Source organism: Novosphingobium hassiacum, assembly GCF_014196055.1.
Taxonomy (GTDB): Bacteria; Pseudomonadota; Alphaproteobacteria; order Sphingomonadales; family Sphingomonadaceae; genus Novosphingobium; species Novosphingobium hassiacum.
In genome coordinates this window covers 167,382-193,043 of the sequence record NZ_JACICY010000001.1, presented here as the reverse complement: position 1 = coordinate 193,043, position 25,662 = coordinate 167,382, and the positions used below count along the sequence as shown (strand labels likewise).

Annotated in this window: 30 protein-coding genes and 1 tRNA gene; 24 read left to right on the top strand and 7 right to left on the bottom strand. The window is 64.0% G+C overall.

Going from position 1 to position 25,662, the window contains the following annotated elements; all coding sequences use genetic code 11:
• Positions 1 to 37: 37 nt before the first annotated feature.
• From uppS to GGQ88_RS00955, 9 genes are all read left to right on the top strand, one after another.
• On the top strand, positions 38 to 682 hold the full coding sequence (gene uppS, locus GGQ88_RS00995; protein WP_246385458.1) for a polyprenyl diphosphate synthase: 645 nt from the start codon (positions 38 to 40) through the stop codon (positions 680 to 682).
• Entirely contained in the window at positions 672 to 1,412 is a 741-nt protein-coding gene (locus GGQ88_RS00990; protein ID WP_343057045.1) for a phosphatidate cytidylyltransferase, read from the top strand. Before uppS ends, GGQ88_RS00990 begins: the two co-directional genes overlap by 11 nt.
• The gene (locus GGQ88_RS00985; RefSeq protein ID WP_183611908.1) at positions 1,412 to 2,569 is read left to right on the top strand and encodes a 1-deoxy-D-xylulose-5-phosphate reductoisomerase; all 1,158 of its coding nucleotides are present in this window, start codon (positions 1,412 to 1,414) and stop codon (positions 2,567 to 2,569) included. Before GGQ88_RS00990 ends, GGQ88_RS00985 begins: the two co-directional genes overlap by 1 nt.
• Positions 2,569 to 3,690 carry an RIP metalloprotease RseP gene (rseP, locus tag GGQ88_RS00980; RefSeq protein ID WP_183611161.1) on the top strand — a complete coding sequence of 374 codons (1,122 nt, stop codon included), beginning with the start codon at positions 2,569 to 2,571 and terminating at the stop codon, positions 3,688 to 3,690. The genes GGQ88_RS00985 and rseP overlap by 1 nt, the downstream gene beginning before the upstream one ends.
• Positions 3,691 to 3,936: 246 nt before the next feature.
• Positions 3,937 to 6,513, top strand: coding sequence for an outer membrane protein assembly factor BamA (gene bamA, locus GGQ88_RS00975; RefSeq protein ID WP_246385456.1), 2,577 nt, complete (start codon positions 3,937 to 3,939; stop codon positions 6,511 to 6,513).
• A complete protein-coding gene (locus GGQ88_RS00970) occupies positions 6,513 to 7,187 on the top strand; it encodes an OmpH family outer membrane protein (RefSeq protein WP_183611160.1) in 675 nt (224 codons plus the stop codon). Before bamA ends, GGQ88_RS00970 begins: the two co-directional genes overlap by 1 nt.
• Before the next feature lie 23 nt (positions 7,188 to 7,210).
• Entirely contained in the window at positions 7,211 to 7,681 is a 471-nt protein-coding gene (fabZ, locus tag GGQ88_RS00965) for a 3-hydroxyacyl-ACP dehydratase FabZ (RefSeq protein ID WP_183611159.1), read from the top strand.
• A 212-nt stretch (positions 7,682 to 7,893) separates the two neighbouring features.
• Positions 7,894 to 8,118, top strand: coding sequence for a 50S ribosomal protein L31 (gene rpmE / locus GGQ88_RS00960; protein WP_183611158.1), 225 nt, complete (start codon positions 7,894 to 7,896; stop codon positions 8,116 to 8,118).
• Positions 8,119 to 8,223: 105 nt separating this feature from the next.
• Positions 8,224 to 8,664 carry a MarR family winged helix-turn-helix transcriptional regulator gene (locus tag GGQ88_RS00955; protein ID WP_183611157.1) on the top strand — a complete coding sequence of 147 codons (441 nt, stop codon included), beginning with the start codon at positions 8,224 to 8,226 and terminating at the stop codon, positions 8,662 to 8,664.
• A gap of 13 nt (positions 8,665 to 8,677) precedes the next feature.
• On the opposite strand, the gene GGQ88_RS00950 is transcribed toward GGQ88_RS00955, so the two are convergent.
• A complete protein-coding gene (locus tag GGQ88_RS00950) occupies positions 8,678 to 9,313 on the bottom strand; it encodes a prolyl hydroxylase family protein (protein ID WP_183611156.1) in 636 nt (211 codons plus the stop codon).
• Positions 9,314 to 9,397: 84 nt separating this feature from the next.
• Here GGQ88_RS00950 and GGQ88_RS00945 point away from each other — a divergent pair, with 84 nt between their 5' ends.
• From GGQ88_RS00945 to GGQ88_RS00875, 15 genes are all read left to right on the top strand, one after another.
• Positions 9,398 to 9,868: a GspH/FimT family pseudopilin gene (locus tag GGQ88_RS00945; protein ID WP_183611906.1), complete on the top strand. Its 471-nt coding sequence runs from the start codon at positions 9,398 to 9,400 to the stop codon at positions 9,866 to 9,868.
• Positions 9,858 to 10,241 carry a type II secretion system minor pseudopilin GspI gene (gene gspI, locus GGQ88_RS00940; RefSeq protein ID WP_246385378.1) on the top strand — a complete coding sequence of 128 codons (384 nt, stop codon included), beginning with the start codon at positions 9,858 to 9,860 and terminating at the stop codon, positions 10,239 to 10,241. Before GGQ88_RS00945 ends, gspI begins: the two co-directional genes overlap by 11 nt.
• Positions 10,238 to 10,834 carry a type II secretion system minor pseudopilin GspJ gene (gene gspJ / locus GGQ88_RS00935; protein ID WP_183611154.1) on the top strand — a complete coding sequence of 199 codons (597 nt, stop codon included), beginning with the start codon at positions 10,238 to 10,240 and terminating at the stop codon, positions 10,832 to 10,834. The genes gspI and gspJ overlap by 4 nt, the downstream gene beginning before the upstream one ends.
• Positions 10,831 to 11,826: a type II secretion system minor pseudopilin GspK gene (gene gspK, locus GGQ88_RS00930; protein ID WP_183611153.1), complete on the top strand. Its 996-nt coding sequence runs from the start codon at positions 10,831 to 10,833 to the stop codon at positions 11,824 to 11,826. Before gspJ ends, gspK begins: the two co-directional genes overlap by 4 nt.
• A 91-nt stretch (positions 11,827 to 11,917) precedes the next feature.
• Positions 11,918 to 11,994, top strand: a tRNA-His gene (locus GGQ88_RS00925).
• A 158-nt stretch (positions 11,995 to 12,152) separates the two neighbouring features.
• Positions 12,153 to 12,881 (top strand): heme ABC transporter permease CcmC, encoded by a 729-nt coding sequence (gene ccmC, locus GGQ88_RS00920; protein ID WP_183611905.1) that lies wholly within the window; start codon positions 12,153 to 12,155, stop codon positions 12,879 to 12,881.
• Between the two features lie 21 nt (positions 12,882 to 12,902).
• Positions 12,903 to 13,043 carry a hypothetical protein gene (locus GGQ88_RS00915; RefSeq protein ID WP_183611152.1) on the top strand — a complete coding sequence of 47 codons (141 nt, stop codon included), beginning with the start codon at positions 12,903 to 12,905 and terminating at the stop codon, positions 13,041 to 13,043.
• Positions 13,040 to 13,510, top strand: a complete 471-nt coding sequence (ccmE, locus tag GGQ88_RS00910) for a cytochrome c maturation protein CcmE (protein WP_343057044.1) — start codon at positions 13,040 to 13,042, stop codon at positions 13,508 to 13,510. Before GGQ88_RS00915 ends, ccmE begins: the two co-directional genes overlap by 4 nt.
• Before the next feature lie 13 nt (positions 13,511 to 13,523).
• Positions 13,524 to 15,479, top strand: coding sequence for a heme lyase CcmF/NrfE family subunit (locus tag GGQ88_RS00905; protein ID WP_183611151.1), 1,956 nt, complete (start codon positions 13,524 to 13,526; stop codon positions 15,477 to 15,479).
• Positions 15,476 to 16,027: a DsbE family thiol:disulfide interchange protein gene (locus GGQ88_RS00900; protein WP_183611150.1), complete on the top strand. Its 552-nt coding sequence runs from the start codon at positions 15,476 to 15,478 to the stop codon at positions 16,025 to 16,027. The genes GGQ88_RS00905 and GGQ88_RS00900 overlap by 4 nt, the downstream gene beginning before the upstream one ends.
• Positions 16,024 to 16,452: a cytochrome c-type biogenesis protein CcmH gene (locus tag GGQ88_RS00895; RefSeq protein ID WP_183611149.1), complete on the top strand. Its 429-nt coding sequence runs from the start codon at positions 16,024 to 16,026 to the stop codon at positions 16,450 to 16,452. Before GGQ88_RS00900 ends, GGQ88_RS00895 begins: the two co-directional genes overlap by 4 nt.
• Positions 16,449 to 17,141 carry a tetratricopeptide repeat protein gene (locus GGQ88_RS00890; protein ID WP_183611148.1) on the top strand — a complete coding sequence of 231 codons (693 nt, stop codon included), beginning with the start codon at positions 16,449 to 16,451 and terminating at the stop codon, positions 17,139 to 17,141. Before GGQ88_RS00895 ends, GGQ88_RS00890 begins: the two co-directional genes overlap by 4 nt.
• A 120-nt stretch (positions 17,142 to 17,261) precedes the next feature.
• Positions 17,262 to 19,208 carry a potassium transporter Kup gene (locus GGQ88_RS00885; protein ID WP_183611147.1) on the top strand — a complete coding sequence of 649 codons (1,947 nt, stop codon included), beginning with the start codon at positions 17,262 to 17,264 and terminating at the stop codon, positions 19,206 to 19,208.
• Between the two features lie 107 nt (positions 19,209 to 19,315).
• On the top strand, positions 19,316 to 20,278 hold the full coding sequence (locus GGQ88_RS00880; protein WP_183611146.1) for a sensor histidine kinase: 963 nt from the start codon (positions 19,316 to 19,318) through the stop codon (positions 20,276 to 20,278).
• On the top strand, positions 20,275 to 20,625 hold the full coding sequence (locus tag GGQ88_RS00875; protein WP_183611145.1) for a response regulator: 351 nt from the start codon (positions 20,275 to 20,277) through the stop codon (positions 20,623 to 20,625). Before GGQ88_RS00880 ends, GGQ88_RS00875 begins: the two co-directional genes overlap by 4 nt.
• Before the next feature lie 35 nt (positions 20,626 to 20,660).
• On the opposite strand, the gene GGQ88_RS00870 is transcribed toward GGQ88_RS00875, so the two are convergent.
• The 6 genes from GGQ88_RS00870 to dapF form a co-directional block, all read right to left on the bottom strand.
• On the bottom strand, positions 20,661 to 20,987 hold the full coding sequence (locus tag GGQ88_RS00870) for a hypothetical protein (protein ID WP_183611144.1): 327 nt from the start codon (positions 20,985 to 20,987) through the stop codon (positions 20,661 to 20,663).
• 140 nt (positions 20,988 to 21,127) lie between these two features.
• Positions 21,128 to 21,700: a urate hydroxylase PuuD gene (locus GGQ88_RS00865; protein ID WP_183611143.1), complete on the bottom strand. Its 573-nt coding sequence runs from the start codon at positions 21,698 to 21,700 to the stop codon at positions 21,128 to 21,130.
• A 251-nt stretch (positions 21,701 to 21,951) separates the two neighbouring features.
• Positions 21,952 to 22,623 carry a septation protein IspZ gene (locus tag GGQ88_RS00860; RefSeq protein WP_183611142.1) on the bottom strand — a complete coding sequence of 224 codons (672 nt, stop codon included), beginning with the start codon at positions 22,621 to 22,623 and terminating at the stop codon, positions 21,952 to 21,954.
• Complete coding sequence (gene ftsY / locus GGQ88_RS00855) at positions 22,620 to 23,558, bottom strand: signal recognition particle-docking protein FtsY (protein ID WP_183611141.1); 939 nt, start codon at positions 23,556 to 23,558, stop codon at positions 22,620 to 22,622. The genes GGQ88_RS00860 and ftsY overlap by 4 nt, the downstream gene beginning before the upstream one ends.
• Complete coding sequence (mtaB, locus tag GGQ88_RS00850) at positions 23,555 to 24,802, bottom strand: tRNA (N(6)-L-threonylcarbamoyladenosine(37)-C(2))-methylthiotransferase MtaB (RefSeq protein WP_183611140.1); 1,248 nt, start codon at positions 24,800 to 24,802, stop codon at positions 23,555 to 23,557. Before mtaB ends, ftsY begins: the two co-directional genes overlap by 4 nt.
• Positions 24,799 to 25,608 carry a diaminopimelate epimerase gene (gene dapF, locus GGQ88_RS00845; RefSeq protein WP_183611139.1) on the bottom strand — a complete coding sequence of 270 codons (810 nt, stop codon included), beginning with the start codon at positions 25,606 to 25,608 and terminating at the stop codon, positions 24,799 to 24,801. The genes mtaB and dapF overlap by 4 nt, the downstream gene beginning before the upstream one ends.
• Positions 25,609 to 25,662 lie beyond the last annotated feature (54 nt).

Here is a 25,662-nt window from a genome sequence, read left to right as displayed (position 1 = left end):
CGGCGGGGCAGGTGGCGCCCGCCATGTTGCGATCATCATGGATGGCAACGGCAGGTGGGCCAAGAAGCGGATGATGCCGCGCGCCTTCGGGCACAAGCGCGGTGTCGATACGGTGCGCGAGATCTGCCGCGCGGCGCGCGGCATGGGGCTGGAGGCGCTGACGCTCTATGCCTTCTCGTCGGAGAACTGGAAGCGCCCGGCAGACGAGATTGCCGACCTGATGGGCTTCCTGCGGATGTTCATCCGCAACGACCTCGATGAGTTCGTCGCGAACAATGTTCGTCTGCGGATCATCGGCGATTATCATGTGCTTGCGCCCGATATCGTGGAAATGATCGAAGATGCGATCGCGCGGACGGCGGCCAATACCGGCACCACTCTGGCGGTCGCGTTGAACTACGGTTCGCAGCAGGAAATCGCGCGCGCCGCTGCCCGCGCCGCCGAAAAGGGGCCGATCACGCCCGAGGCGATCGAGGCGGAACTTGATACCGCCTGTCTGCCGCCGCTCGATCTGCTGATCAGGACTTCGGGCGAAATCCGGCTGTCCAATTTCCTGCTGTGGCAGGCGGCCTACGCCGAGATGTGGTTCACCGAAGTGCTCTGGCCCGATTTTACCCCGGCGCACTTGCGTGAGGCGTTGGACCAGTTCGCTGCGCGCGAAAGGCGTTTTGGTGGACGCTGAGCCGCCCCTGTCGCCTGCACAGGCTCCGCGCAATCCGGATCTGAAGGTCCGCGTCGCATCCGCCGTGGTTATGCTGGCGATTGCCGGGATCGCGTTCTGGTTCGGCGGACTCGTGTTCGATCTGTTCGTCGCGGCGGTGGGGTTTGGCGTGTTCGCCGAATACGTCATGCTGGTGAGCAAGATCGCCGACAATCAGACGCGCCTCGCGTCGATGGTTATTGCAGGCGCGGTCTATATCGGCTGGGCCTCATTGGCGCTGGCGGTGATGCCCGAGCCGCTGGTGCTGGCGGTGATTGGCCTTGTCATCTGCACCGATACCGGCGCCTATTTCACCGGGCGCGCCATCGGTGGACCCAAGATCGCGCCGAAGATCAGTCCTTCGAAGACCTGGGCGGGACTTGCCGGAGGTATGGCGGCGGCGGGGATCTGGGCGGCGGTGGTTGTCCTGACCGCTGGCTACCTGCTGTCGGCGATGGGACCGACCGGGCCGAGCCTGGCCTCGGCGCTTGAAGTTGCAAACGTGGGTGTTGCGGCGCTTGTAGGCGCACTACTTGCCGTTTTTGCGCAGGCGGGTGATTTTTACGAGTCGTGGTTGAAGCGGCGTGCAGGGGTCAAGGATTCCTCGCGGCTGATCCCGGGACACGGTGGTCTGTTCGACCGGATCGACGGGATGCTGCCGGTCGCGATCATTGCCGGGACCGCATGGGCCGCGACGCAGGCGGGGTTGTGATGCCGCGTTCGATCACGGTGCTTGGCGCTACCGGATCGATCGGTGCCTCGACGCTCGATCTGATCCGGCGCGAGCCTGACAAGTGGCGCGTCGTCGCGTTGACCGCCAACGGCAATGCGATCGAACTGGCGAAGCTGGCGCGTGAGTTTCGCGCCGAAATCGCAGTGGTGGCGGACGAGGCATCGCTCGCCGATCTGTGCGCGGCGCTCTCTGGAAGCGGTATCGGAGCAGCCGCTGGACCTGCCGCATTGGTCGAGGCCGCAGCGCGCGGTGCCGACATCACCATCGCGGCGATCGTCGGCTGCGCGGGCCTGGCACCGACAATGGCGGCGATCGAGCAAGGCGGGGTAATCGCGCTCGCGAACAAGGAAGCGCTGGTTTCGGCGGGCGACGTGATGACCGCTGCGGTCGCGCGTCATGGTGCGACGCTGCTGCCGGTCGATTCCGAGCACAACGCGATCTTCCAGTGCCTGCAGGGCAACGATCTGGCGCATGTCCGCGCGATCACCCTGACCGCGAGCGGCGGGCCGTTCCGCGACTGGTCGCTTGAGCAATTGCAGCGCGCCACTCCGGCAGAAGCGGTCAAGCATCCCAACTGGTCGATGGGCGCGAAGATCAGCGTCGATTCGGCCACGATGATGAACAAGGGCCTCGAATTCATCGAAGCGTTTCATCTGTTTCCGGTCGGTGTCGAGCGGCTGCGGATCATCGTCCATCCGCAGTCGATCGTGCATTCGATGGTCGAATATCGCGATGGCTCGACACTGGCGCAATTGGGGCCCTCGGACATGCGCGTCCCGATCGCTTCGGCGCTGGCGTTCCCAGCGCGAATGGACACTCCGTGCGAGCGGCTGAACCTTGCTGCGATCGGACAACTGACGTTCCGCGCGGCGGACGAGGTGCGCTTTCCCGCAACGCGTGTCGCGCGCGAGGCGGTGATCGCGGGCGGTGCGGCTCCGGCGGTGCTCAATGCTGCGAACGAAATAGCTGTCGCGGCGTATCTCGACGGTCAGATTGCATTCACCCGCATCGTGCAATCGGTCGAGGATGTGCTTTCGCGCGGCCTTGCGCCTGCCCCTGCGTGTCTGGAAGATGTCATCGCCATTGACGCCGAAGCGCGGGCGAGGGCGCGTGAACTGATGGAGCCTGTGCGCTAATGCCACCTCTGGAAAGCCCCGGAATTCTGATGACCGTGCTGGCCTTCGTGCTGGTGCTGGGGCCGTTGGTGTTCATCCACGAGATGGGGCACTATCTGGTCGGGCGCTGGTTCGGCGTGAAGGCCGACGTGTTCTCGATCGGTTTCGGCAAGGAATTGGCGGGTTGGACCGATAAGCGCGGCACGCGGTGGAAACTGTCGGCGCTGCCGCTTGGTGGTTACGTGCAGTTCGCAGGCGATATGAACCCGGCGAGCCAGCCGACGCCCGAATGGCTTGCGCTTCCGGCAGACGAGCGCAACCGGACTTTTCCGGCAAAGCCGCTGTACCAGCGCGCGTTGATCGTGCTGGCGGGGCCGGTCACCAACCTGCTGTTTGCGGTGCTGATCCTTGCGGGGTTCACGCTGGCGTACGGGAAGGTGGTGATCCCGCCGGTTGTTGGTGAGGTTCAAGCCGGTTCGGCGGCGGATCGTGCAGGGCTTCTGCCAAACGATCGCGTGGTTTCGATCCGCGGCAAGGCGATGGATTCGTTCCTCGATGTGCGTATGCAGGTCGGCCAGTTCCCGGGCGATCCGCTTGACATGGTCGTGCTGCGCGAAGGGCGTCAGGTCGAGATCGCGGCGAGTGCGGCGGTGAAGGTCGAGAGTGACCGCTTCGGCAACACCCAGAAGATCGGATTTCTGGGTATCGGCCCCAAATCTTATGAGATCGTACGCGTCGGCCCCGTGAATGCGGTCGTCGAAGGCGTTCGCCAGACCGGCGAGATCATCGGTATGATGGTGACCGGCATCGGCCAGATCATCACCGGCAAGCGCGAGGTCAAGGAGCTTGGCGGACCGATCAAGATAGCCAAGTATTCAGGCGAACAGTTGGTTTCGGGATGGCAGGCGTTCATCGGGTTCGTCGCGCTGATATCGATTAACTTGGGGTTCATTAACCTCCTGCCAATTCCGGTCCTCGACGGGGGTCACCTGGCTTTCTATGCGGCTGAAGCCATCCGCAGGAAGCCGGTTGGCCAGCGCGGGCAGGAGTGGGCGTTCCGCACCGGCATCGCGTTCGTCATGGCACTGATGTTGTTCGTTACGATCAACGACGTGGCATCCCTCAAGATATTCGGAGGCTAGCCTTCCGACGAAGGTTTTTCGGCAAGCGGGGTGGGCGGCCGGAATGTAGTACGGAATGTCTTATTCACAGAATTGCGGGGCAATGTTTGCTTGATTGGCCCTGTGGCATCGGGCACAGGGCAACATTGCTTGCCGCGGCCGGACCTCCTCGCGGGCGTCCTGTCGCCACAACATACGGGATGGCGCTTGGTGACTATTGGACGTAACGCAGGCCGGGCCGAAACTCGGAGCGTAAAGGCTACCGGACTGTGCGCCGCTCTTCTGGCGACAAGCGCGCTTGTTTCCGCACCGCAAGCATTTGCCCAGAACGTGAGCCCTGCGGCACCTGCAGCCAATCCTGCCGCCGCGGCAGCTGCTGCCGCACCATCGGCCCCGGTTGCGCCGGTCGGCGACACCATCCGTACGGTCACCGTCGAGGGTTCGCAGCGTCTCGAGCCCGATACGATCCTTTCCTATATCCGCCTGCGTCCGGGCCAGGTCTATTCGCAGGTCAGCGGTGACCAGGCGCTGAAGGACCTTTACGCGACAGAGCTGTTCGCCGACGTTTCGATCCGCAACAACGGCGGCGACGTGGTGGTCCAGGTCAAGGAAAACCCGGTCATCAACCGCATCATCCTTGAGGGCAACAAGCGCCTCAAGGAGGACAAGATCCTGCCCGAGATCAAGCTGGCCGCGCGCCAGATCTTCACCCGGTCGAAGGTCCGCGCCGACGTTGCGCGCATCATCGAGCTGTACAAGCGCCAGGGCCGGTTTGCCGCTTCGGTCGAACCCAAGATGGTCATGCTCGACCAGAACCGCGTCGATATCGTGTTCGAGATCAGTGAAGGGCCGAAGTCCAAGGTCCGCCAGATCAACATCATCGGCAACGAGCAGTTCGGCGATGGCAAGCTGCGCGGTGAAATGGTCACCAAGCAGGCACGCTTCTTCCGCCTGTTCTCGTCCGGCACCAGCTACGACCCCGATCGCCTCGCGTTCGACCAGCAGAAGCTGCGCCAGTTCTACCTGACCGAAGGCTATGCCGATTTCCGCGTCGTCTCTGCCGTGGCCGAACTGACCCCCGACAAGCGCGACTTCATCATCACGTACGTGGTGGAAGAAGGCGAGCGCTACAAGTTCGGCGACGTCAAGATCGACAGCCAGTTGCGCGATTTCGATGGCGACAAACTGGCGCAGCGCCTGCCGATGAAGGCGGGCGACTGGTACAACGCCAAGATGGTCGAGGATCAGGTCGACGGCTTGACCGAGACCGCAGGTGCGTTCGGCTATGCCTTTGCCGACGTTCGCCCGGACTTTTCGCGCAACAAGGAAGACCTGACCATGTCGGTCACCTTCCGCATCGCCGAAGCACCGCGCGTCTATGTCGAGCGGGTCGATGTCAACGGCAACACGCTGACGCAGGACAAGGTCGTGCGCCGCGAGTTCCGTCTGGCCGAGGGCGATGCCTTCAACACCTTCCAGATCAAGCGGTCATCCAACCGCATCAAGTCGCTCGGCTACTTCCAGGAAAAGTTCGAGATCGAACAGAAGCCGGGGACCACGCCCGACCGGATCATCCTTGAAGCCAACGTCGAGGAAAAGCCGACCGGCGAATTGCAGCTGTCGGCCGGTTTCTCGAGCCTTGAGAGCTTCATTTTCCAGGGTTCGATCCGTCAGAACAACTTCCGTGGTCGCGGCCAGACGGTCGGCCTGTCGGTCGACTATTCGCGCTTCTCGCGCTCGGTCCAGGTCAGCTTCACCGAGCCATACCTGTTCGACAAGAACATCTCGACTGGCATCGATATTTACCGTCGCGATCAGAACAGCTTCAATCAGTTCAATTCCGATCGCCGGACGACCTACAAGCAGGCGACGACCGGCTTCCAGCTGCGCGCGGGCGTGCCGCTGAGTGAATTCATGTCGCTGATTGGTCGCTACACGTTCAACTATGACGACGTGACACTCGACCAGAATACGTTCTACGTGAACGGGCAGTGCAGCATCTTGCTGGCCGGCCGTTACTTGTGTGACGCCATCGGCAAGCGCACCAGCTCGATACTTGGCGCATCGCTGGTGTTCGACAATCTCGACAATCGCCTGCGTCCAAGCCGCGGCAACCAGTTCGTGCTCAGCGCAGATTTCGCCGGGCTGGGTGGATCGGTGAAGTATGCCCGGATCACCGGCAATGCGGCCAAGTACTGGCCGGTGTTCGGCGGGTTCATCTTCTCGGTGCGCGCAGAAGGCGGCGCGATCAAGGCCTTGGGCAGCCGCTCGAATGATCCGTTGATCGACGACGTCCGTCTGACCGACCGCTTCTTCCTGGGCGAGCCGCAGATCCGCGGTTTCGACATTCGTGGCGTTGGTCCGCGCGTGCTGCGCAAGCAGGTCGACGCCAACGGGGCCGTCGTTTCGCAGGATCGCAACCAGTACGTCGATGACGCGATCGGTGGTAAGTACTACTATACCTCACGTGCCGAGCTTGAAATTCCGCTCGGTTCGGGCGCGCGCGAACTCGGTTTGCGGCCTTCGATCTACGTCGATGCAGGCGCGGTATGGGGCATTGCCAGCCCACTGCCGAACAATCCGAATTCGCTTATCTATTACACCGATCCAAACACCGGCGGAATCGTCAGCGGCCCGACCGGTGCCGATGGAAAGCCCAACAACATCAATCGCTTTGTCGAGGAATTCCTCGGCGATACGCCTTCGCCGCGTATTGCGGTCGGTATCGGCGTCAACTGGAACTCGCCGTTCGGCCCGTTCCGCCTCGACTTTGCCAAGGTCCTGAAAAAGGCCAACGGCGACGACCCCAAATCCTTCTCTTTCAACGTGGGAACACAATTCTGATGAAGATCCGTTACGCTTCCGCGCTTCTCGCCGGCATCGCCGTTGCTTCTGTCGCTCCGACCATGGCCGTCGCGCAGGCCGTCGTCGCTCCGGGCATTGCCATCGCCAACCCGCCCGCAGTGGTGGCCGCATCAACGGCTTATACCGTCGCGCAGCAGCAGCGCCCGACGACGTACAAGCCGCAGATTGACCAGGCCAATGCGCGCAAGGCCCAGATCGAAGCACAGCTGCGCCCGCTGGTGGCCAAGCTGGAAGCCGATTCAAAGGCTGCCAACCCCAATCAGGCGGCGCTGCAGCAGCAATACGGCCAGATCCAGCAGATCCAGCAGGCTGGCGAAGCCGAGATCCAGAAGATCCTTGAGCCGCTGAACCTGTCGCAGCAGTATGTGCTCGAGCAGATTGGTGACAAGCTTGACGCTGCTACCCAAGCCGCGATGGACAAGAAGAAGATCTCGGTCGTTCTCGATTCGCAGGCCGTGATCAAGGCGGGCCAGACCTACAACCTCAACCAGGACATCTTGGCCGAGCTGAACAAGGCGATCCCGTCGGCGACGCTTGTGCCGCCAGCCGGCTGGTTGCCGCGCGCCCAGCGTGAACAGCAGGCTCAGGCCGCTGCCGCTCAGCAGGGTGCTGCCGCTGCGCAGCCCGCCAAGAAGGCACCGGACGGCCGCTAAAGCCTGATCGCGGGAACCGGGAAATGATCGAAGAAGTGGCGCCTGAAAGCGCGGTGCTCGACTATGACGTACGCAAGGTGATGGCGGCGCTGCCGCATCGCTATCCCATGCTGCTGGTCGATCGCGTGGTTTCGTTGACCAAGGACGAGCGGATTCACGCGGTCAAGGCCGTGTCGATGAACGAGCAGTTCTTTCAGGGTCATTTTCCCGGTCGCCCGATCATGCCTGGCGTCCTCCAGATCGAGGCGCTGGCGCAGGCCGCGGGCGTGCTTGCGGTCGAATCGCTGGGACTCGCAGGTTCGGGCAAGCTTGTCTATTTCATGGCGATCGAGCAGGCCAAGTTCCGCAATCCGGTGGAGCCTGGTGTCCTGCTCGACCTGCATGTGGAATTCACGCAGAAGCGCGCGCGGGTGTGCAAGTTCGCCGGACGCGCGATGATCGGCGACAAAGTGACGTGCGAAGTCAGCTTCACCGCAATGATCGCGGACGCTTGAGCTTTACTTGAACCTGCTCCCCCGCAAAGGCGGGGGCCTCGGGCACAACACGATAGCTCTCGACAATTCGGCCTGAGGTCCCCGCCTTCGCGGGGACGCCAGTTACTTTGTAGCCAGCGCCAAGGTTGCACTCACCCCCAATTGCCGCTAATGGCGCGCCCTTACAGATTCTTGTGGCCGGTCGGAACCGGCTGCGTACCGGAGTTAGACGCATGAAGGCCGAGATTCACCCCGACTACCACATGATCAAGGTGCAGATGACCGACGGCACCGTTTTCGAGACCCGCTCCACCTGGGGCAAGGAAGGTGACACGCTCACCCTCGAAATCGACCCGACCTCGCACCCGGCATGGACCGGTGGTACGCGCCAGCTGGATCAGGGTGGCCGCGTCGCGCAGTTCAACAAGCGTTTTGGCGGTCTTTCGCTCAAGCGCTGATTGTCGGCGACAAGCAGACACGGGAAAGGGCGGCTTCGGTCGCCCTTTTCTTTTGGCGCGTGGCCCATTGCTATCGGCGATAGCTGTCCATAAGACTTGATCGAAATGATCCTTCCGAACGCCCTAGAGAGCCGTCTTGGCTACCAGTTACGCCGTGCGTCGGCAGTGATGATGGCCGATCTGTCGCGTGAACTGGCCGATCTCGACCTGCGTCCGGCCGAAGTCACTGCGCTTGTCGTGATTTCGGAAAATCCGGACTGTTCGCAGACCGACGTGGGCCAGACTTTGGCGATCAAGCGGGCGAACATGGTGCCGATCATCTCGCGGCTGATGGAGCGCGGACTGGTCGAGCGACGCCGTATCGATGGGCGTAGCCATGCGCTGACGCTGACCGCTTTGGGACGTGAGACCGCGGCCGATGCCGTGTCGCGGATCGACCGGCACGAGGCGCGCTTCACCAACGCGCTGGCGTCGGGCGATGTCGAAGCGCTGTTTCGCGCTCTGCCGACGATCCGCACGGCGCGCGGTGAGATCGTCGAGGAGTGAGGGGCGTCCGAATTTAGGCCCACGGCCTTTCGCGATACCACTTGGTGACCACGTATTTGAGGCCCTTGCGCACCTTCATCGCGTGATGGAGCGTGGCCGGATTGACGCTTCCATCCGGGCGACGGTTGTTCCAGCAGACCAGCTTGCCGCGTTCGGGGTGGATCAGCTTGTCGATCACCTTGAACCGCGTCGCGCCGCCTGCTTCGACATCGTTGAGATAGATCATGAAAGTCCATGTGCGCTGGCCGGCCACGCTGCAGAACCGATGGAAATCGGCACCATGCGGATCGAAATAGTCGGTGTGGGCCTTGAATTCCTGGCCGGGTTCGTAGCGCTGTCCCTGAATCGGTTCGCCGAACTGGCGATCGATGCCTGAAAGGTTTGCGAACTTGATGTCGAGTGCCGTGACGTCGGGTGCGTCCATCGGCAGGTCGCAGGTTTCGCTCGTGCGGAAATAGGAGTCGTCGTTGGCATCTGCGATTGTCGAGGGGCGCCGGTCCCGTTCGATCCGCGCCACCAGCGCGGCGCATGCGGTCGCGTCGAGGAAGTCACGCAGCACGAACATCTCGATCCTCGGGCTCGGCACTTTCATCACGCCGGGGGCGGCGAGCAGGCGCGCAGGGGAGGAATCGGTGCTGGGCTCGGTCATCGCGGCGGTTCTATCGCAGCGATCGCACCGCGCCAACTTGAACCCGCTGGCGCATTGGTCGTAAAACGGTCACGTTGCTGCCGCATGCGAGACGCCGTGATCCGACCTGTTCAGCCAGCCCCCCGCCAAAATGGCTTCTCGCTGGTCGAGATGATGGTGGTGCTGATGATCATGGGCCTGCTGGCGAGCGTCGCGGTGCTCAGCCTGCCTGGCGACGAGCGCAAGCTGCGCACCGAGGCCGAGCGTTTCGCCGCACGGACCAGCGCAGCGCGCGATGAGGCAATCGTTGGGGCGCGGCCGGTGTCTTTGGTGGTCAGCGACAAGGGGTATTATTTCGAGCAACGCAGCCAAGGGCAGTGGCAACCGTTGCCGGGGCGGGGCTTCGACCTGACCGCGTGGGACGACGCCACGACTGTCGCAGCGGGCCGACAGCGCATCGTGTTCGACACGCTGGGCCTTGCCAGTAGCGAGGCAGCCGTGCGGCTGGAGCGCGGCGGGCGCGCATTGGCGGTTCGGCTGCGGCGCGATGGGAAGGTGGCGCTCGATGGAGGGTAATTCCGTTCGCCGCGACGGCTTCACGCTGCTCGAACTGCTCGTGGCGCTGGCGGTGTTCGCCATCGCGGCGCTGGCGCTGTTGCAGATGGAAGGGGCGAGCATTTCGCGCACCGCCGACCTCGATCAGCGGCTGCTGCGTGAAATCGTGGCGCAGAACATGGCGGCCGAGATCCTCACCGACCCTGCGCCGCCCGCAGTGGGGTCGGCCAACGGAACGATCGACAATGCGGGGCGCAGCTTCCAGTGGACGCGGACGGTCGCGCCGCTGCCAGACTACGGCGTGCTGGGCATAACGCTGAGCGTGACCGAGACCACGCCCGGGGCGACGGCGCAGGCGTTTACGCTCGATTTTACGCGGTTGCCCGGCGCATGAGGGGGGAGCCGACACGCAACGGGTTCACCCTGGTCGAGATGCTGATCGCACTCGGGCTGTTTGCCGTGATCGCGGTCGGCGCGTTGGGATTGCTACGCTTTTCGGTCGATGCGGAACTGGCAAGCCGGACCAAGACCGATAGCATTGCGGCGCAGCGACGGTTCCTGTCGGTGTGGACCGCGGACCTTGCGCAGGCTGTGCCGCGTGCCGCGCGCGATCAGGCGGGCGTATCGCATGCGGCTTTCGAGGCGGGCCGCGATGGCGTGTTGATCCGGTTGACCCGGAGCGGGTGGGACAACATCGACGGATCGCCGCGCCCGAGCCTGCAAAAGGTGGAATATCGTGTGACGTCTACCGCGTTGGTGCGTGCAGGCTATCCCTTTCCCGATGGCGCGGCGGCAGAGGCGGGGGCTGAGGTGCTGCCTTTGACGGGCCCGCCGACGGTGCGGTTCCGGAGCAAGGACGGCAATTGGCGCGATGGGTGGGAGCCGCAACTGACAACGGAACTGCCGGTTGCGGTGGAACTGCTGGTGCCGCAGGTGGGACGGCCACCGTTGCGGATCGTGTCGCTCGTCGGGGCGAATTACCAGTGAAGCCGGGTGATCCACGCGAGCGCGGGGCGGCGTTGCTGTCGGTGCTGCTGCTGGTCGCCGTGATGGCAGTGATCGCGGCGGTGATGCTCGATCGGCTCAATCTGGCGGTGCGGCTGGCGGGGAACGGGCAGGCGATGACGCAGGCGCGGCTCTATGCCAACAGCGCCGAGACGCTGGCGATGGCGCGGATCAAGGCGCTGGTCGATCAATCGCAGGAGCGGACGGTCGATCGGGGCGGGCTGCTGGGGCGTGATTTTCCGCTGCCGCTGGCGCGCGGGACCGTGATGATGCGGGTCGATGACGCAGGAAATTGCTTCAATCTCAATTCGCTGGTCGAGGCCGATGCGCAAGGGACGCTGAAGCTTCGGGTTGTCGGTCTGAGCCAGTTGCGCGCGCTGATGGCGGGGCTTGCGATACCCGAGGCGGAAGCAGCGGTGGCAAGCGACGCCATCGCCGACTGGATCGACAGCGACAGCGTGCCCGCGCCCAATGGGGCCGAAGACGAGACCTATCAGGGCAGTGCGGTGCCGTATCGTACCGCCGGGCGTCTGATCGGCGATGTCAGCGAGATTCGCGCGGTTCGGGGGATGACGGCGCAGTACTACCAGCGCCTGCGCCCGTGGCTGTGTGCGCTGCCGGGCGCCGATCTTTCGCCGATCAATATCAACACATTGCGACCCGACCAGGCGCTGCTGCTGACGATGCTTTCGCCCAAGACCATTCCAGTGGAACGGGCCCGCGCGCTGCTTGCGAGGCGTCCGGCACTGGGCTGGGCGAGCGCGGATGACGCGCTTTTGCCTGCGGGTGGTGAAACGGGGGGGAGCGCAGGGGGCGTGCCGCTGAACCAGTTGCAGGTGCGCAGCAGGTGGTTCGCGGTGACGCAGGTGGTCACCGTCGATTCCGCGGTGGTCGAGGAACAGGCGCTGATCGACGTCGGCAGCAACCCACCGCGCGTCGCATTTCGCAGTTGGGGTGACAGGTTCAGCCGCTAGAAATTCCGCACTGGGCAAGATTCCGCTTCCCTTTCGCGCGCCTTTCTGCAAATGGGCCAGCCCGCGTGGCGTGCCCGCGCAGCGATATGTGGCGACCGTAGCTCAGTTGGTTAGAGCGCCGGTTTGTGGTACCGGAGGTCGGGGGTTCGAACCCCCTCGGTCGCCCCATTTCTCCCCTCCGATTCAGTGACCTTTGGCAAGGCTTTCATGCCGCCTTTTCAGGCATGGTGCCGACCATTGCCCTTGCTCCGGCAAGCGGCAAGTGGCAGAGCGCACGTGACTGGCGGCGGGGGTCGCCGGGAGAAGGATTCGATCTGCCTGCGCCGATGCATGGTTTCGCCAATCCCGCCCGTTTTCTGCGCATGGCGCGCTGGCTGATGCCGCTGTTGCTCGTGTCGGGCCTGCTGCTGTCGCTGGGCGCTGTGCTCTATGGGATGCTGGTCGTGCCGCCGGATCGCCTGATGGGCGAGACGGTGCGCATCCTCTATATTCACGTGCCTGCCGCATGGCTGGGAATGGCCGGGTGGTCGACGATCGCGATTGCGAGTCTGGTCGAACTGGTCTGGCGGCACCCGCTGGCGGCGATTGCCGGGCGCGCGGCTGCTGTTCCGGGCGCGATGTTCACCGCGATCTGCCTGATCACCGGATCGATCTGGGCGCGTCCGACCTGGGGCACGTGGTGGGTGTGGGACGGGCGGCTGACCAGCTATCTGGTGCTGCTGTTCCTGTATTTCGGATACATCGCGCTGTCGGGAGCGGCGCAGCGCGACATGGTTTCGGGCAGCGGCGGCAACCGCATCACCGCGATTTTCGGGCTGGTCGGGGCGATCAACATTCCGATCATCAACCGCTCGGTGGTGTGGTGGAACAGCCTGCACCAGCCGCCCTCGATCACCGCGGGTAAATCGTCGATCGACGGGACTTTCCTGTGGCCGCTGCTGATTGCCGCGCTCGGGTTCAGCCTGATATTCGGCGGCGTGGTGCTGGCGCGGATGCGGATGCTGCTGGCCGACATTCAGGCTGAGGCGCGGTTGCGGCGCAAGGCTCTCGCGTGAAGATCGGAGCATAAGGGTCAGATGCGCGAAGGGCTTCAACAGTGGGATTACGTGCTGGCCGCAGTGGCGATCGGGGTGATCGGTACGCTGCTGCTGGTCGGCTGGTCGCTAGTAGGCATGGCGCGGGCCGAACGTCGGCGTGACAAGGTCAGGGGCAAGTGAGCGACATCAAACCAGCGGGCGGGATCAAGCCCAAGCACCAGCGGCTGGTGCTGGTGGTCATCGCGCTGGTCGCGCTGGTCGGGGCGGGGCTACTCGCGGCCTATGCGCTGTCCAATCAGGCGAGCTACTTCTATGTGCCGGCCGACCTGATGAAGGACCCGCCCGAGCAGGGCCGCGCCATCCGCCTTGGCGGGATGGTCGAGAAGGGTTCGCTCAAGACGCAGGCGGACGGGATCACGATTGATTTCGTGGTTGGTGACGGCAAGGCGCGGGTTCCGGTGCGGTTTACCGGGATCACGCCGGACCTGTTCGTCGAAGGATCAGGCGTCGTTGCCGAGGGGCGCATGGAGGGGCAGACGTTCGTCGCTGACAACCTGCTCGCCAAGCATGACGAGAATTACGTGCCCCGCCAGATGGGCGACATGACCGAAGCACAAGCCAAAGCCGTCGTGGCGGAGACGAAATGACGGGTGCACCGAAATGATCGCTGAACTGGGTCTTGCCGTTCTGTGGATGGCGGCGGCGTTGGCCGTGCTGCAACTTTTCGCGGGCGTCGTCGCGCTGCGTCCCGGCGGGGCGGCGATGACCGGGCTGGTTCGTCCGTTGGCGGTGATGCAGGGCGCGCTGGTCGCGGTCTCGTTCGCGTCGCTGATCACGCTGTTCCTCGAGACCGACCTGTCGGTGAAGCTGGTCGCGGAAAACAGCCACTCGATGAAGCCGGTGATTTTCAAACTCGCGGGGACCTGGGGCAACCACGAAGGTTCGATGCTGCTGTGGATCACGATCATGGCGGTGTCTGGCGGGATCGTCGCGCTGGTCGAAAAGCGGCTGCGTGAGGATACCCTGATCGCGACGCTGGCGGGCCAGGCCTTCGTCAGCCTTGGTTTCTATGCCTTCCTGTTGCTGTCCTCCAACCCATTCGAGCGCCTGCCCGAGCCTGCGCCCGAAGGCGCTGGCCTCAACCCGCTGCTGCAGGACATCGGCTTGGCGTTCCATCCGCCGACACTTTACGTCGGCTACGTCGGATTGTCGGTCGCGTTCAGCTTTGCCATCGGCGCGCTGGTGACCCGCGATGTGGGACCGGCGTTCGCCCGCGCGATGCGTCCGTGGGTGCTGGGCGCGTGGATATTCCTGACGGTGGGCATAACCGCCGGGTCTTATTGGGCCTACTACACGCTCGGCTGGGGCGGTTGGTGGTTCTGGGACCCGGTCGAGAACGCATCGCTGATGCCGTGGCTGGCGGCGACCGCGCTGCTGCATTCGGCATCAGTGCTGGCGAGCCGCAACGCGTTGCGCGCATGGACCGTGATGCTGGGCGTGATCGCATTTTCGATGTCGATGATCGGCACGTTCCTCGTGCGGTCGGGTATCCTGACCTCGGTGCATGCCTTTGCGGTCGATCCCGAGCGCGGGTCGTTCATCTTGGCGTTGCTGGCGATCTATATCGGTGGCGCTTTGGCGCTGTTCGGCCTGCGCGCTTCGACGGTGACCGAGGGTGAGCGTTTCAGCCTGTTCAGCCGCGAGGCGAGCCTGGTGTTCAACAACGTGATGTTGTGCGGGACGCTGGGCATCGTGTTGCTGGGTACGCTGTACCCGCTGCTGACCGAAGCGTTCGGGACCAAGGTTTCGGTGGGGCCGCCGTACTTCAATCCGGTTTCAGCAATCTTCGTGCTGCCGATGATGGCGGTGATGTGCGTCGGGCCGCTGCTGCGCTGGCGCAAGGACAAGCCGGGGCGGATCACCGCGACGGTCGCGATTCCGGCGCTGCTGTTCGCGCTGGTGCTGCTGGCGGTGGTGGTGTTCGCCCCTGCCATCCGCGTGCTGCCGATGCTGGGCATCGCAATCGGCGCCGGGCTGGCGGTGGGTAGCTGGCTGCCGTTGCGCGGGCGCAACCTGCGCCGCACGCCGCTTTCGGTCTATGGCATGGTCGTCGCCCACTTCGGCATCGGCGTGGCGCTGCTCGGCGCGGCGAGCGAGAGCGCGTTTTCGACCGAGCGACTGGCCGCAATGAACGTCGGCGACACGCAGACCGTTGGGCCGATCACGATCAAGCTGCTGAATATCGAGCCGGTGGCGGGACCGAACTGGACCGCGCTCGAAGCCACGGTCAGCGCGGCCTACAAGGATGGCGCGCCGGTGACGCTGCATCCGCAGGCGCGCACGTTCTCCTCGCCTCCGGGCGAGCGGACCGAATCCGCGCTGCACACGCGCTGGAACGGCCAGCTGTATGCGGTGCTCGGCAACGAGGGCGAGGACGGGCGCTGGCAGATGCGGTTCTGGTGGAAGCCGTTCGTGCCGTTGCTGTGGCTCGGCGGATTGCTGGTGGCGCTGGGGGGTGTCTTGTCGCTGATCGGGCGCGTGGCGCATGACGTGAAGCGGCTCCGCGCCGAGGGCAAGATCGCCTGGCGCAAGACGCGGATGGAGCAGGTCAAGTGAGCGAGCCGGAGCCCAAACGCTCGCGGATCGCGATCTGGCTGCCGCTGGCGCTGTTCGGGGCATTCTTTGCGCTGGTGATCTGGGGGCTGGTGCGCCCGGCGGACCGCGAGGTTGCCAGTGCGTTTATCGGCAAGCCGCTGCCGCAGTTCGCGCTCGATGCTGCGACCGATGGCCAGCCGGGGTTGTCGACGGCAGATTTCAAGGTGGGCAAGCCCAAGCTGCTCAACGTGTTTGCCAGCTGGTGCGTGCCTTGCGCGATCGAATCGCCGCAACTCGATGCGCTGGCAAAGCAGGGCGTGGAGATCGACGGCGTGGCAATCCGCGATCGCAAGGAAGATGTCGCACGGTTCCTTGCGACCAACGGCAATCCGTTCCAGCGCATCGGCAAGGATGACCTGTCCGAAGTGCAACTGGGCATCGGCTCTTCGGGCGTGCCCGAAACGTTCGTGATCGATGGCAAGGGCGTGATCCGCTATCAGCATCTGGGCGAGATCAGGCCTGAGGACATGGACCTGATCCTGCGCAAGTTGCAGGAGGCGGGACAGTGAGAATTCTCCTCGCCCTCCTTTTTGCGCTTCTGGCGCTTGCCCAGCCCGCCACAGCGCAAGATCTTCTGCCGCCCGCGCCATATGCCTACAAGCAGCTTGAAGACCCGGCGCTCGAGGCGAAGGCACAGCGGCTGATGGAAACACTGCGCTGCCTCAAGTGCCAGAGCCAGGCGATCTCGGATTCGGACGCGCCGATGGCGGGTGACATGCGGCATCAGGTGCGCACGCGGATTGCGGCGGGTGAGGATCCCGAGGCGATTCGCGCGTGGCTGGTCGAGCGTTATGGTGACTATGTGAGTTACGCGCCGCAGAACAAGCCGATCATGTGGCCGCTGTTTGCCGCACCGCTGGTGATCCTGTTGCTGGCAGCACTGCTGCTGCGCGGGCGTTTCCGGCGGGCAGGGATCAAGGGAGACGGGCAGTGACCTGGGTGGTGATCCTGCTGGTAGCGGCCGCGGTATTCGGATCGCTGGCGTTCGTGCTCAAGCTGCCACGCGCGGGGTGGGAACTGACGGGCGCGGCGTTGCTGGTGGGCATCGCGGGCTATGCGCTGCAGGGCCATCCCTCGATGGCGGGAGCGCCCAAGGCTCCGGTCGAGAACAAGCGTGCGGCGGACGAGGCGATGATCAAGCAGCGCCAGCAGATGGGCACGGCTTTCACGCAAGGGCAGTCGTGGTTGATCCTGGCTGACGGCCTCGCGCGGCAGGGGCAGTTCGGGGCGGCCGCCGATGTGCTGCGCAAAGGCGCGCAGCAGTTCCCGAAGGACGCCGATATCTGGGTGTCGATGGGCAATGCGCTGGTCGGACACAGCGACGGGCTGATCACGCCGTCTGCGCAGTTCGCGTTCCAGAAGGCCGCGACGATCGCGCCCGATCATCCGGGGCCGCCGTTCTTCATGGGGCTGGCACTGGCGCAATCGGGTCGTCTGGCGGATGCCCGCGCGATCTGGGCCGAGCTGCTGGCGCGTTCGCCCGCCGATGCGCCGTGGCGCGCCGATCTGGTCGATCGCATTGCGCGGATCGATTCGATGCTGGGGGCGGCTGCGGGTACGGGCACGGCAGGGGCGCCGGTGCCCACGCCTGAACCTGCACCGTCGGCCGCAGCGCCTGAATAACGCGGCTTTTCACGCTGGCTCAGCACCATTGCAGCCCCGTGGGGGCAGTGCTAAAGCGCCGCGCCATTGCCGCTGTTTCGGTGGTTTTGCGCAAGGCTTATGGCCAGGGGCAGCGTTTGCATGAGTGATGCCGTGAACGGGGCGATTGTGCCGAATACGCAAGGTGCCGCGCCTGGGGGGCACGGGCATGGCGATCAGGGGCACGGCGGGCACGCGCGCGGCCCGGTGATGAAGCTGGCGGTCGGTGCGATCGGCGTGGTTTTCGGCGATATCGGCACCAGCCCGCTCTACGCCTTGCGCGATACGTTCGCGGGGCATCACAAGCTGCCGCTCGACCTGCTGCATATCTACGGCATCATCAGCCTGATGTTCTGGTCGATGATGATCATCGTGACGTTCAAGTACGTCTCGGTGATCATGCGCGCCGACAACAAGGGCGAGGGCGGAAGTCTGGCGTTGCTGGCGCTGATCAATCAGCACACCGACGGCAAGCGCTGGGGCAAGGGGATCATCCTGCTCGGCGTGTTTGCGACGGCGCTGTTCTATGGCGATTCGATGATCACGCCGGCGGTGTCGGTGATGGGCGCGCTCGAAGGTGTGGCGGTGTATCAGCCGAGCATGCACCGGTTCATCGTGCCGATGGTGGTGGCGATCCTGATCGGCCTGTTCTTCATCCAGAGCCGTGGCACGGAGAAGGTCGCGGCGTTCTTCGGCCCGATCATGCTGGTCTATTTCGCGACGATCGCGGTGCTGGGGATGGTGAGTATTTTCGAATACCCGCAAGTCGTGGTCGCGCTGAGCCCGCATTACGCGGTCAGCATGTTCATTTCCGACCCGTTCCGCGGGTTCCTGGCGATGGGTGCTGCCGTGCTGGCAGTGACCGGTGCCGAGGCGCTCTATGCCGACATGGGGCACTTCGGGCGCAATCCGATCCGTATTTCTTGGCTGGCTTTCGTGTTGCCGGCGCTGGTGCTGAACTACCTGGGGCAGGCATCGCTGCTGATCCGCAATCCGGCGGCGCTGGAGAGCCCGTTCTATTTCCTTGCGCCGCAGTGGTTCCAGTGGCCGTTGCTGATCATTGCTTCGGCAGCCGCCGTGATCGCCTCGCAGGCGGTGATCTCGGGCGCATTTTCGGTGACGCAGCAGGCGATCCAGCTTGGCTTTATCCCGCGCATGACGATCAAGCATACGTCGACGGCGGCGGGGCAGATCTACATCCCGGTCATCAACTGGGCGCTGATGATCGCGGTGATCGTTCTGGTGCTGGTATTCCAGCGCTCGTCGAACCTGACCGCGGCCTACGGTATCGCGGTGACAGGCGCGATGCTGATCGACAACTTCCTGCTGGCGGTGGTGCTGTTCAAGTTGTGGAACTGGAACAAGTACAGCGCGATCGCGATGCTGGCGGTGTTCTTCGCGATCGACACGGCGTACCTTGGCGCGAACCTGACCAAGATCCCGGACGGTGGCTGGGTGCCGCTGGTGATGGGCGTGGCGATCTTCACGCTGCTGACAACATGGTCGCGCGGGCGCGCGCTGATGCGCGAGAACATGGCCGAGGGGACGATCCCGCTTGAGGTGTTCACCAAGTCCGCGCATTCGAGCGCTGCGCGGGTGCCGGGGACGGCGATCTTCATGGCCTCGACTGCGGCCGGCGTGCCATCGGCGCTGCTCCATAACATCAAGCACAACAAGGTGCTGCACGAGCGCGTGGTGATCCTGACGGTGTCGATCGAGGACGTGCCCTATGTCGATCAGGGTGAGCGCTATTCGGTCAAGGATTTCGGCAACGGGTTCTACCGGTTGACGCTGCGGTTCGGGTTTCTGGAGGAGACCGACGTGCCCAAGACGCTGCTCGGCGTGAACATGTGCGGCGAGCCGTTCAACATGATGAAGACCAGCTTCTTCCTGTCACGCCAGACGCTGATCGCTTCGGACAAGCCGGGCATGGCGCTGTGGCGCGAAAAGCTGTTCGCATGGATGCTGCGCAATGCCGCCAGCGCGATGGAATTCTTCCGTCTGCCGACCAACCGCGTGGTCGAACTGGGCAGCCAGTTGCGGATCTGACGGCGCGAGCATAGCGGCTGCACTCGGCTCGCCGCAATTTGCCATTGCGATGTTTGGAATTCTACCTGGATGCGCTAGCTATCCGGAAAAGGGGCAATTGGCAGGCGATGGCGGATAGGGCGCTCCTTCGGGAAATTCTCGACGCGCAGTTGGAGATGGTCTGCCGCTATCGCGCGGACGGGACGATCCTGTTCGTCAACCGTGCCTACTCCCGATCGCTCGGGCTTGAGCCGGACGATCTGACAGGCAAAAGTCTGTGGGAGTTCGTTACCGGCGAGGACCATTTGCACGTCAAGTCCGAGCTTGATCGGTTGACCCCCGAACATCCCGAAGTGACCATTGAAAATCGCTTTGAAAAGGCCAGCGGCACACGCTGGATCCTGTGGAACAACCATGCGCTCGAGTTCGACGAGCATGGCAAGTGGTTGGTGGGACAATCGACCGGGATCGACATTACCGAGCGCAAACAGCTGGAAGAGCAGCTCGAGCTTCTTGTGGGTGAGCTGAACCACCGGGTCAAGAACACGCTCATGGTGGTGCAGGCAATGGCTTTCCAGACGTTTCGCGGTGCGAACGAGGTCAGTGGACCCGTCAGGACGTTCAACCAGCGGTTGAGCGCGGTCTCTGGTGCGCACGATGCACTGAGCCGGGCGAACTGGACCGGCACATTGATGGCCGAGATCGTCCGGCACGGTATTCTCATCTGCGCTGATGGCGATTTGCGCGTTTCGGTCAGCGGGCCAGACGTAGTAATGCCCGCCAATGCGACGGTGTCACTGGTTATGGTCCTGCACGAACTGGCGACCAACGCGATGAAGTACGGCGCGCTGTCGGATAACAAGGGGCAGGTGGCGATCGACTGGTCGCTGAATGCAACAGGCGATGTCGTGTCGATCACTTGGCGCGAGAGTGGCGGTCCTGTTGTGCGGGCGCCGACACGCAAGGGCTTCGGGTTTCGGCTGATCAACGAAGCTGTGCCACGCCAGCTAAGCGGGAAGGTAGACCTGACGTACGATCCGGACGGATTGTGCTGCCGTATCGCATTGCCACTGACAGGGGGCATGCAATGATCGGCGGAAAGAGAATCCTGGTGGTCGAAGACGAGTTTATCGTCGCTGCCATGCTGTGCGATATTCTCGAGGATGAGGGTGCCATTCCGATCGGGCCGGTCGGGCGGGTCAGCGAGGCGGTCAGCATGATCGAGCAGGATATGTTCGACGTCGCAGTGCTCGACTGGAATTTGCATGGCGAATCGAGCGAACCAGTAGCGCTGGCGCTTGCCGCACGTGGTGTGCCGTTCGTGATTGCCACCGGATATGGCGCGGTCGACGGTGTGTTCTCGGACCGCCCTATTCTGGGCAAGCCCTATATTCCTCAGGTCCTGCTGGAGCGCATCGCGGCGCTGCTTGCGGACTGAAAACCCGGAGCGGCAAAACCGCTCCGGGTAAAAGATCAGTCAGCCTTGGCTTCGGAGACGGATTCGTTGTGCAGGCTGGCTTCGGCCTTGGCAGCCTCGTTCTTGGCGTCGGATGCGGCGTTCTTGGCACCGGCTGCGGCCTTGTCGGCCATTTCGTCAGTCTTGGCGGCTGCATTGTCTACCGCGTTGGCGGCCTTGTCGCCGAGCTCGTCAGTCGCAGCAGCGGCGTTGTCGGCTGCATTGGCGACGTCGTTGCCTGCCGATTCTGCGGTGGTTTCGGCGGCGTCCTGGGTCTTTTCCGAACAAGCCGAAAGCGAAAGGGCGGTGGCTGCGGCAGCAGCCAGAAGGGTGAACTTACGCATGAAATGGGTTACTCCCGTTGAATAGCCCGGGTTTATCGGGTTGTTCGGGCAACGCATGAACGCGTATTAATATCCCGCAACGCAAAAGGGGCGCGACATCCCACGATGTCGCGCCCCTATTGGCGAGAAGTTGCGTCAGATCAGCCGAGGTTGGCGCTGACCATGCAATAGAGCATCGGCAGCGAAAGCAGCGCGTTGGTGCGGCTGGCAATCAGCGCGCGCGGTGCAGCGGCGGCCTTTTCCTCAGCCGACGCTTCGACGATGCCGAGGATCTTCTTCTGGGCAGGCCAGATGATGAACCACACATTGAACGCCATGATCAGCGCGAGCCACATGCCGAGGCCGATCAGGTTGACCGCGCCTTCGCCCGAGAAGGTCATCGCTTGGTGGGCATAGCCCGACACAACAGCAATCACCAGGCCGGTGACGACGGTCAGAAGTGCGGCCCAGCGGAAGAAGAAGAACACCTTCGGAGCGATGTGCCCGGTGATCGCGCCCTTCTGCTCGGCCGGGATCTTGGGCATCGTGGGGACCTGCACGAAGTTCAGGTAATAGAGCAGGCCGATCCACAGGATGCCGAAGAATACGTGCAGCCAGCGGAAAGCGGCGTTGACAGTGACCGGTACGGAATCGCCGTAACCGATCATCACTGCAATTGCAGCGATGAGCCCGACCACAAGGACGAGGTGTAGATTGCCGAAGAATTTGGCCATGTTGATTCCCCCTATTGGAATGCTTGTTGTCGGTGGGTGGGTTAGCCAAACCTCCGACGCTTGGCCCGCATATTAAGCGTAGTGATGCAAATGTCACACGAAAACGCGCGGGGATCGGGGGCGGAGGGCGGCTCGTCGGGCAGCGCCTGAGTGCCTGAGAAGCGGCTAGCATCGGCGGCTGTCGTACACCCACCCTCGGCCCCTCCCTCAAGGGAGGGGGGAAGATGGTTGCAGATACTGGGTCGAGCAGTTCAGTCGTGCGGTGGGTTCGTCTCGACTTCGGTCTCTGCTTCACCGGCAAGGCCGTGGCGCATCAGCATCGGGATCTGTGCGAAAGTGAACAGGAACGAGAGCGTGGTGACACCCCACAGCTTGGCCTGCAACCAGATCTCGAAATTGCCGTTGGCAGCGTTGAAGAAGTAGCGAAGCACTTCGTTAAGTGCGGCCAGGAACAGGAAGAAGAACGCCCAGTTGCGCGACAGCTTGATCCACCCGGCGTGGTCGAGGCCCTCGAATGCGGCTTCGAGCAGGGTGCGCAGCATCGGTTTGCCGCGTGCGAGACCTGCGAACAGGACGGCGGCGAACAGTAGGTAGATCGCAGTGGGCTTGACCTGAATCCAGAAGGGGTCGCCCAACAGCACGGTCAGCGTGCCGAAGCCGAGGATCAGCACGGTCGACAGCCACAGCATCGGCGAGACCTTGCCGAGCCGCCATTTCGACGCGATCAGCGCCACGACCGTCGCGATCATGAACGCGATTGTGCCCTTTGTGACGGCGACGACTTCGGCCAGACCCGCTTCGCCGCCGAAAGGCTTGAACATGCGGTAGGCGATGAAGAACACCAGCAGCGGGCCGTAGTCGATGACCAGGTTGAGCCACGAGGACTTGGGCTTCTTGGACGCGGGCTGTTCGTTTGTGCTCACCGGTAAACTCCCGCGATGACCCGGGCGACGAGGTCGGGGTCGAATGGACGCAAGTCGTCGATCTTCTCGCCGACGCCGATGGCGTGGATCGGCAGGCCATATTGCTCGGCGGCGGCTACCAGCACGCCGCCACGTGCGGTGCCATCCAGCTTGGTCATGATCAGGCCGGTCACGCCCGCCACTTCCTTGAAAATTTCGATCTGCTGGAGTGCGTTCTGACCGTTGGTGGCATCGAGCACCAGCACGACATCGTGCGGCGCTTCGGGATTGAGACGTCCGAGCACGCGGCGGACCTTGGCCAGTTCGTCCATCAGTTCGCGCTTGTTGTGGAGGCGTCCGGCGGTGTCGACGATCAGCGTGTCGATGCCGGTATCGGTGGCGGCCTTGACCGCATCGAACACGATAGAGGCGGGGTCGCCCCCCTCGGGGCCGGTGACCACGGGAATGCTCAGGCGATCGGCCCAGACCTTGAGCTGGCCGATCGCGGCAGCGCGGAAGGTATCGCCCGCTGCGAGCATGACGCCGTAGTCCTGTTCCTGAAACAGATGTGCAAGCTTGGCGATGGTTGTGGTTTTGCCCGAGCCGTTGACCCCGATCACGAGAATCACCTGCGGGCGCGGGAAGGCCACGATTTCGAGCGGCTTGGCGACGCGGCGCAGGATCGCGGCGATTTCATCGGCCATCGCTTCCTTGACCGCCTGTTCGTCCACGCCGTTTTCGAAGCGGACCGATTTCAGCTTGTCGCGAATGCGGGCAGCCGCGCGCGGGCCGAGGTCCGAGAGGATCAGCGCATCCTCGACATCGTCGAGCTGGGCATCGGTCAGGCGGTTGGCACCGACGATGCTGCCGAGGTTTTCGGCCAGGCGCTCCGACGTCTTGCCGAAGCCGCCGAGCAGGCGATCGGACCAGCTGGTGGTTTCGGGCTCGGCGCTCACTCCAGTATTCCTTCGATGATTTGTTTGGGCGTGCAGGTCACGATGCTGCCCGGCCTGGTCCCCGCAGGCGTGCGGTAGCTGGCGAAGTGGCCCGCATGGCCGGTTCCGTCGCGCTCGGCAAGCACCTGCGCCGGTTGGCCGATGAGCGATTGCAGCCATCGGGTGCGCTGTTCGGCCACAGTGGCGCGAAGTTCGGCGGCGCGGGCCTTGACCAGCGGCGGTGGGACTTGCGGCATCCGCGCGGCGGGCGTGCCGGGGCGGGGGGAGTAGGGGAAGATGTGGCCGTGGACGACGTGGGCCTCTCGCACGACCGCCATATTGTTGGCGTGCATCGCGGGCGTTTCGGTGGGGAAGCCTGCGATCAGGTCTGCGCCGATCGCGATTTCGGGGCGGCGGGCCTTCATGTGCTCGACCAGCGCGATGGCCTGTGCGCGGGTGTGACGGCGCTTCATCCGCTTGAGGATCATGTCGTCGCCCGATTGGAGCGAGAGGTGGATGTGCGGCATGATGCGCGGTTCGCCCGTGATCAGGTCGAGCAGCACCGCGTCGATCTCGACGCCATCGAGCGAGGACAGGCGCAGGCGGGGGAGCGCGGGGAATGCGTCGAGGATCGCGGCGACCAGAGTGCCGAGTTTTGGGGCGTTGGGGAGGTCGTGGCCCCATGAGGTGACGTCTACGCCGGTGAGGACGACCTCGCGCACGCCTTGGGCGAGGGGGCGTTCGATGGCGTGGAGGACTTGCGCGATGGGGAGCGAGAGGCTGGGGCCGCGGCCTTGGGGGATGATGCAGAAGGTGCAGGCGTGGTCGCAGCCGTTCTGGACGGGGATGAAGGCGCGGGTGTGTGTGGTGGCGATGGTAGCCAGCGTATCGCTCCCCCGCGCAGGCGGGGGTCTCAGGAGAGTATGCGCTGAGGTGGTTTCATGCGGCCTGAAGCCCCCGCTTGCGCGGGGGAGCCAGCTTTGTGTTTGAAGCTTTTGCGCATTCGCCACGATCGCATCGACCTCGGGCATCTGCGCGAAGGACTCCGGATCGATGGTCGAGGCGCAGCCGGTGACGATCAGGCGTGCTTCGGGATGCTCGCGGCGCAGGCGGCGGACGGCGCGGCGGGACTGGCGAACGGCCTCGGCGGTGACTGCGCAGGAATTGACCACGACCGTCGGAGGGCCATCGCGCAGGAGCGCGCCTATAGCTTCGCTTTCGGCGATGTTGAGGCGGCAGCCCAAGGAAACGACCTGGGTGGTCATATGGGGAAATCTGCGTCCTCGAACGAGCCTTCGAAGCTCAGCGCGGCGGGGCCGGTCATCGTGATCGTGCCGTTCTGGGGCCAGTCGATGGTCAGCGGGCCGCCCGGCAGATCGACGCGGACAGTGTGGCCGGTCAGCTTGCGGCGGATCGCGGCGACGGCGGTGGCGCAGGCGCCGGTGCCACAGGCGAGGGTGAGGCCCGCACCGCGCTCCCACACGCGCAGCGCCAGATGATCGGGTCCGACGAGACTGGCGACGTTGACGTTGATCCGATCGGGGAACAGCGGGTCGTTCTCGATCAGCGGGCCGAGACGCTCGAGATCGACTGCGTCGCAATCGGGCACGAAGAAGATCACGTGGGGGTTGCCGACATTGACGCCGACCGGGTTTTCGAGGTCCTCCCAGCCGACCGGCATGTCGAGCGTGTCCATCGCATAGGCCACCGGGATCTCGTCCCAGCGCAGGCGAGGTGCGCCCATGTCGACTGCGATACCCTGTGCCGTGGCTTCGGCACGGATCACCCCACCGAGGGTTTCGATCGACTGCGAACCGCCGAGTAGCAGTCCGACCGCGCGGCTGGCGTTGCCGCAAGCTTCGACTTCGCTTCCGTCGTTATTGAAGATGCGCATGCGCACATCGGCGACCTTGGAGGGTTCAAGCACGATGAGCTGGTCGCAGCCCACGCCGGTGCGGCGGTCGGCCAGCGCCGCCGCGCGGCGCGGCGACATCGCCACCGGCGTCTCGCGGGCGTCTATGACCACGAAATCGTTGCCGAGGCCGTGCATCTTGCGGAACGGTATGCGCATGGCGCGCGACATAGGCACTTGCACGCGGCAAGGCAATGCGAGCGGACGTTAACG

What these genes read in the sequence shown, in the direction of transcription:
- uppS (WP_246385458.1), top strand. Translation starts at nt 38, where the DNA reads ATGGATGGCAACGGCAGGTGGGCCAAGAAGCGGATGATGCCGCGCGCC.
- GGQ88_RS00985 (WP_183611908.1), top strand. Translation starts at nt 1,412, where the DNA reads ATGCCGCGTTCGATCACGGTGCTTGGCGCTACCGGATCGATCGGTGCC.
- rseP (WP_183611161.1), top strand. Translation starts at nt 2,569, where the DNA reads ATGCCACCTCTGGAAAGCCCCGGAATTCTGATGACCGTGCTGGCCTTC.
- GGQ88_RS00970 (WP_183611160.1), top strand. Translation starts at nt 6,513, where the DNA reads ATGAAGATCCGTTACGCTTCCGCGCTTCTCGCCGGCATCGCCGTTGCT.
- fabZ (WP_183611159.1), top strand. Translation starts at nt 7,211, where the DNA reads ATGATCGAAGAAGTGGCGCCTGAAAGCGCGGTGCTCGACTATGACGTA.
- rpmE (WP_183611158.1), top strand. Translation starts at nt 7,894, where the DNA reads ATGAAGGCCGAGATTCACCCCGACTACCACATGATCAAGGTGCAGATG.
- GGQ88_RS00955 (WP_183611157.1), top strand. Translation starts at nt 8,224, where the DNA reads ATGATCCTTCCGAACGCCCTAGAGAGCCGTCTTGGCTACCAGTTACGC.
- GGQ88_RS00950 (WP_183611156.1), bottom strand. Translation starts at nt 9,313, where the DNA reads ATGACCGAGCCCAGCACCGATTCCTCCCCTGCGCGCCTGCTCGCCGCC.
- GGQ88_RS00945 (WP_183611906.1), top strand. Translation starts at nt 9,398, where the DNA reads ATGCGAGACGCCGTGATCCGACCTGTTCAGCCAGCCCCCCGCCAAAAT.
- gspI (WP_246385378.1), top strand. Translation starts at nt 9,858, where the DNA reads ATGGAGGGTAATTCCGTTCGCCGCGACGGCTTCACGCTGCTCGAACTG.
- gspJ (WP_183611154.1), top strand. Translation starts at nt 10,238, where the DNA reads ATGAGGGGGGAGCCGACACGCAACGGGTTCACCCTGGTCGAGATGCTG.
- ccmC (WP_183611905.1), top strand. Translation starts at nt 12,153, where the DNA reads ATGCATGGTTTCGCCAATCCCGCCCGTTTTCTGCGCATGGCGCGCTGG.
- GGQ88_RS00915 (WP_183611152.1), top strand. Translation starts at nt 12,903, where the DNA reads ATGCGCGAAGGGCTTCAACAGTGGGATTACGTGCTGGCCGCAGTGGCG.
- GGQ88_RS00905 (WP_183611151.1), top strand. Translation starts at nt 13,524, where the DNA reads ATGATCGCTGAACTGGGTCTTGCCGTTCTGTGGATGGCGGCGGCGTTG.
- GGQ88_RS00885 (WP_183611147.1), top strand. Translation starts at nt 17,262, where the DNA reads ATGAGTGATGCCGTGAACGGGGCGATTGTGCCGAATACGCAAGGTGCC.
- GGQ88_RS00880 (WP_183611146.1), top strand. Translation starts at nt 19,316, where the DNA reads ATGGCGGATAGGGCGCTCCTTCGGGAAATTCTCGACGCGCAGTTGGAG.
- GGQ88_RS00875 (WP_183611145.1), top strand. Translation starts at nt 20,275, where the DNA reads ATGATCGGCGGAAAGAGAATCCTGGTGGTCGAAGACGAGTTTATCGTC.
- GGQ88_RS00870 (WP_183611144.1), bottom strand. Translation starts at nt 20,987, where the DNA reads ATGCGTAAGTTCACCCTTCTGGCTGCTGCCGCAGCCACCGCCCTTTCG.
- GGQ88_RS00865 (WP_183611143.1), bottom strand. Translation starts at nt 21,700, where the DNA reads ATGGCCAAATTCTTCGGCAATCTACACCTCGTCCTTGTGGTCGGGCTC.
- mtaB (WP_183611140.1), bottom strand. Translation starts at nt 24,802, where the DNA reads ATGACCACCCAGGTCGTTTCCTTGGGCTGCCGCCTCAACATCGCCGAA.
- dapF (WP_183611139.1), bottom strand. Translation starts at nt 25,608, where the DNA reads ATGCGCATACCGTTCCGCAAGATGCACGGCCTCGGCAACGATTTCGTG.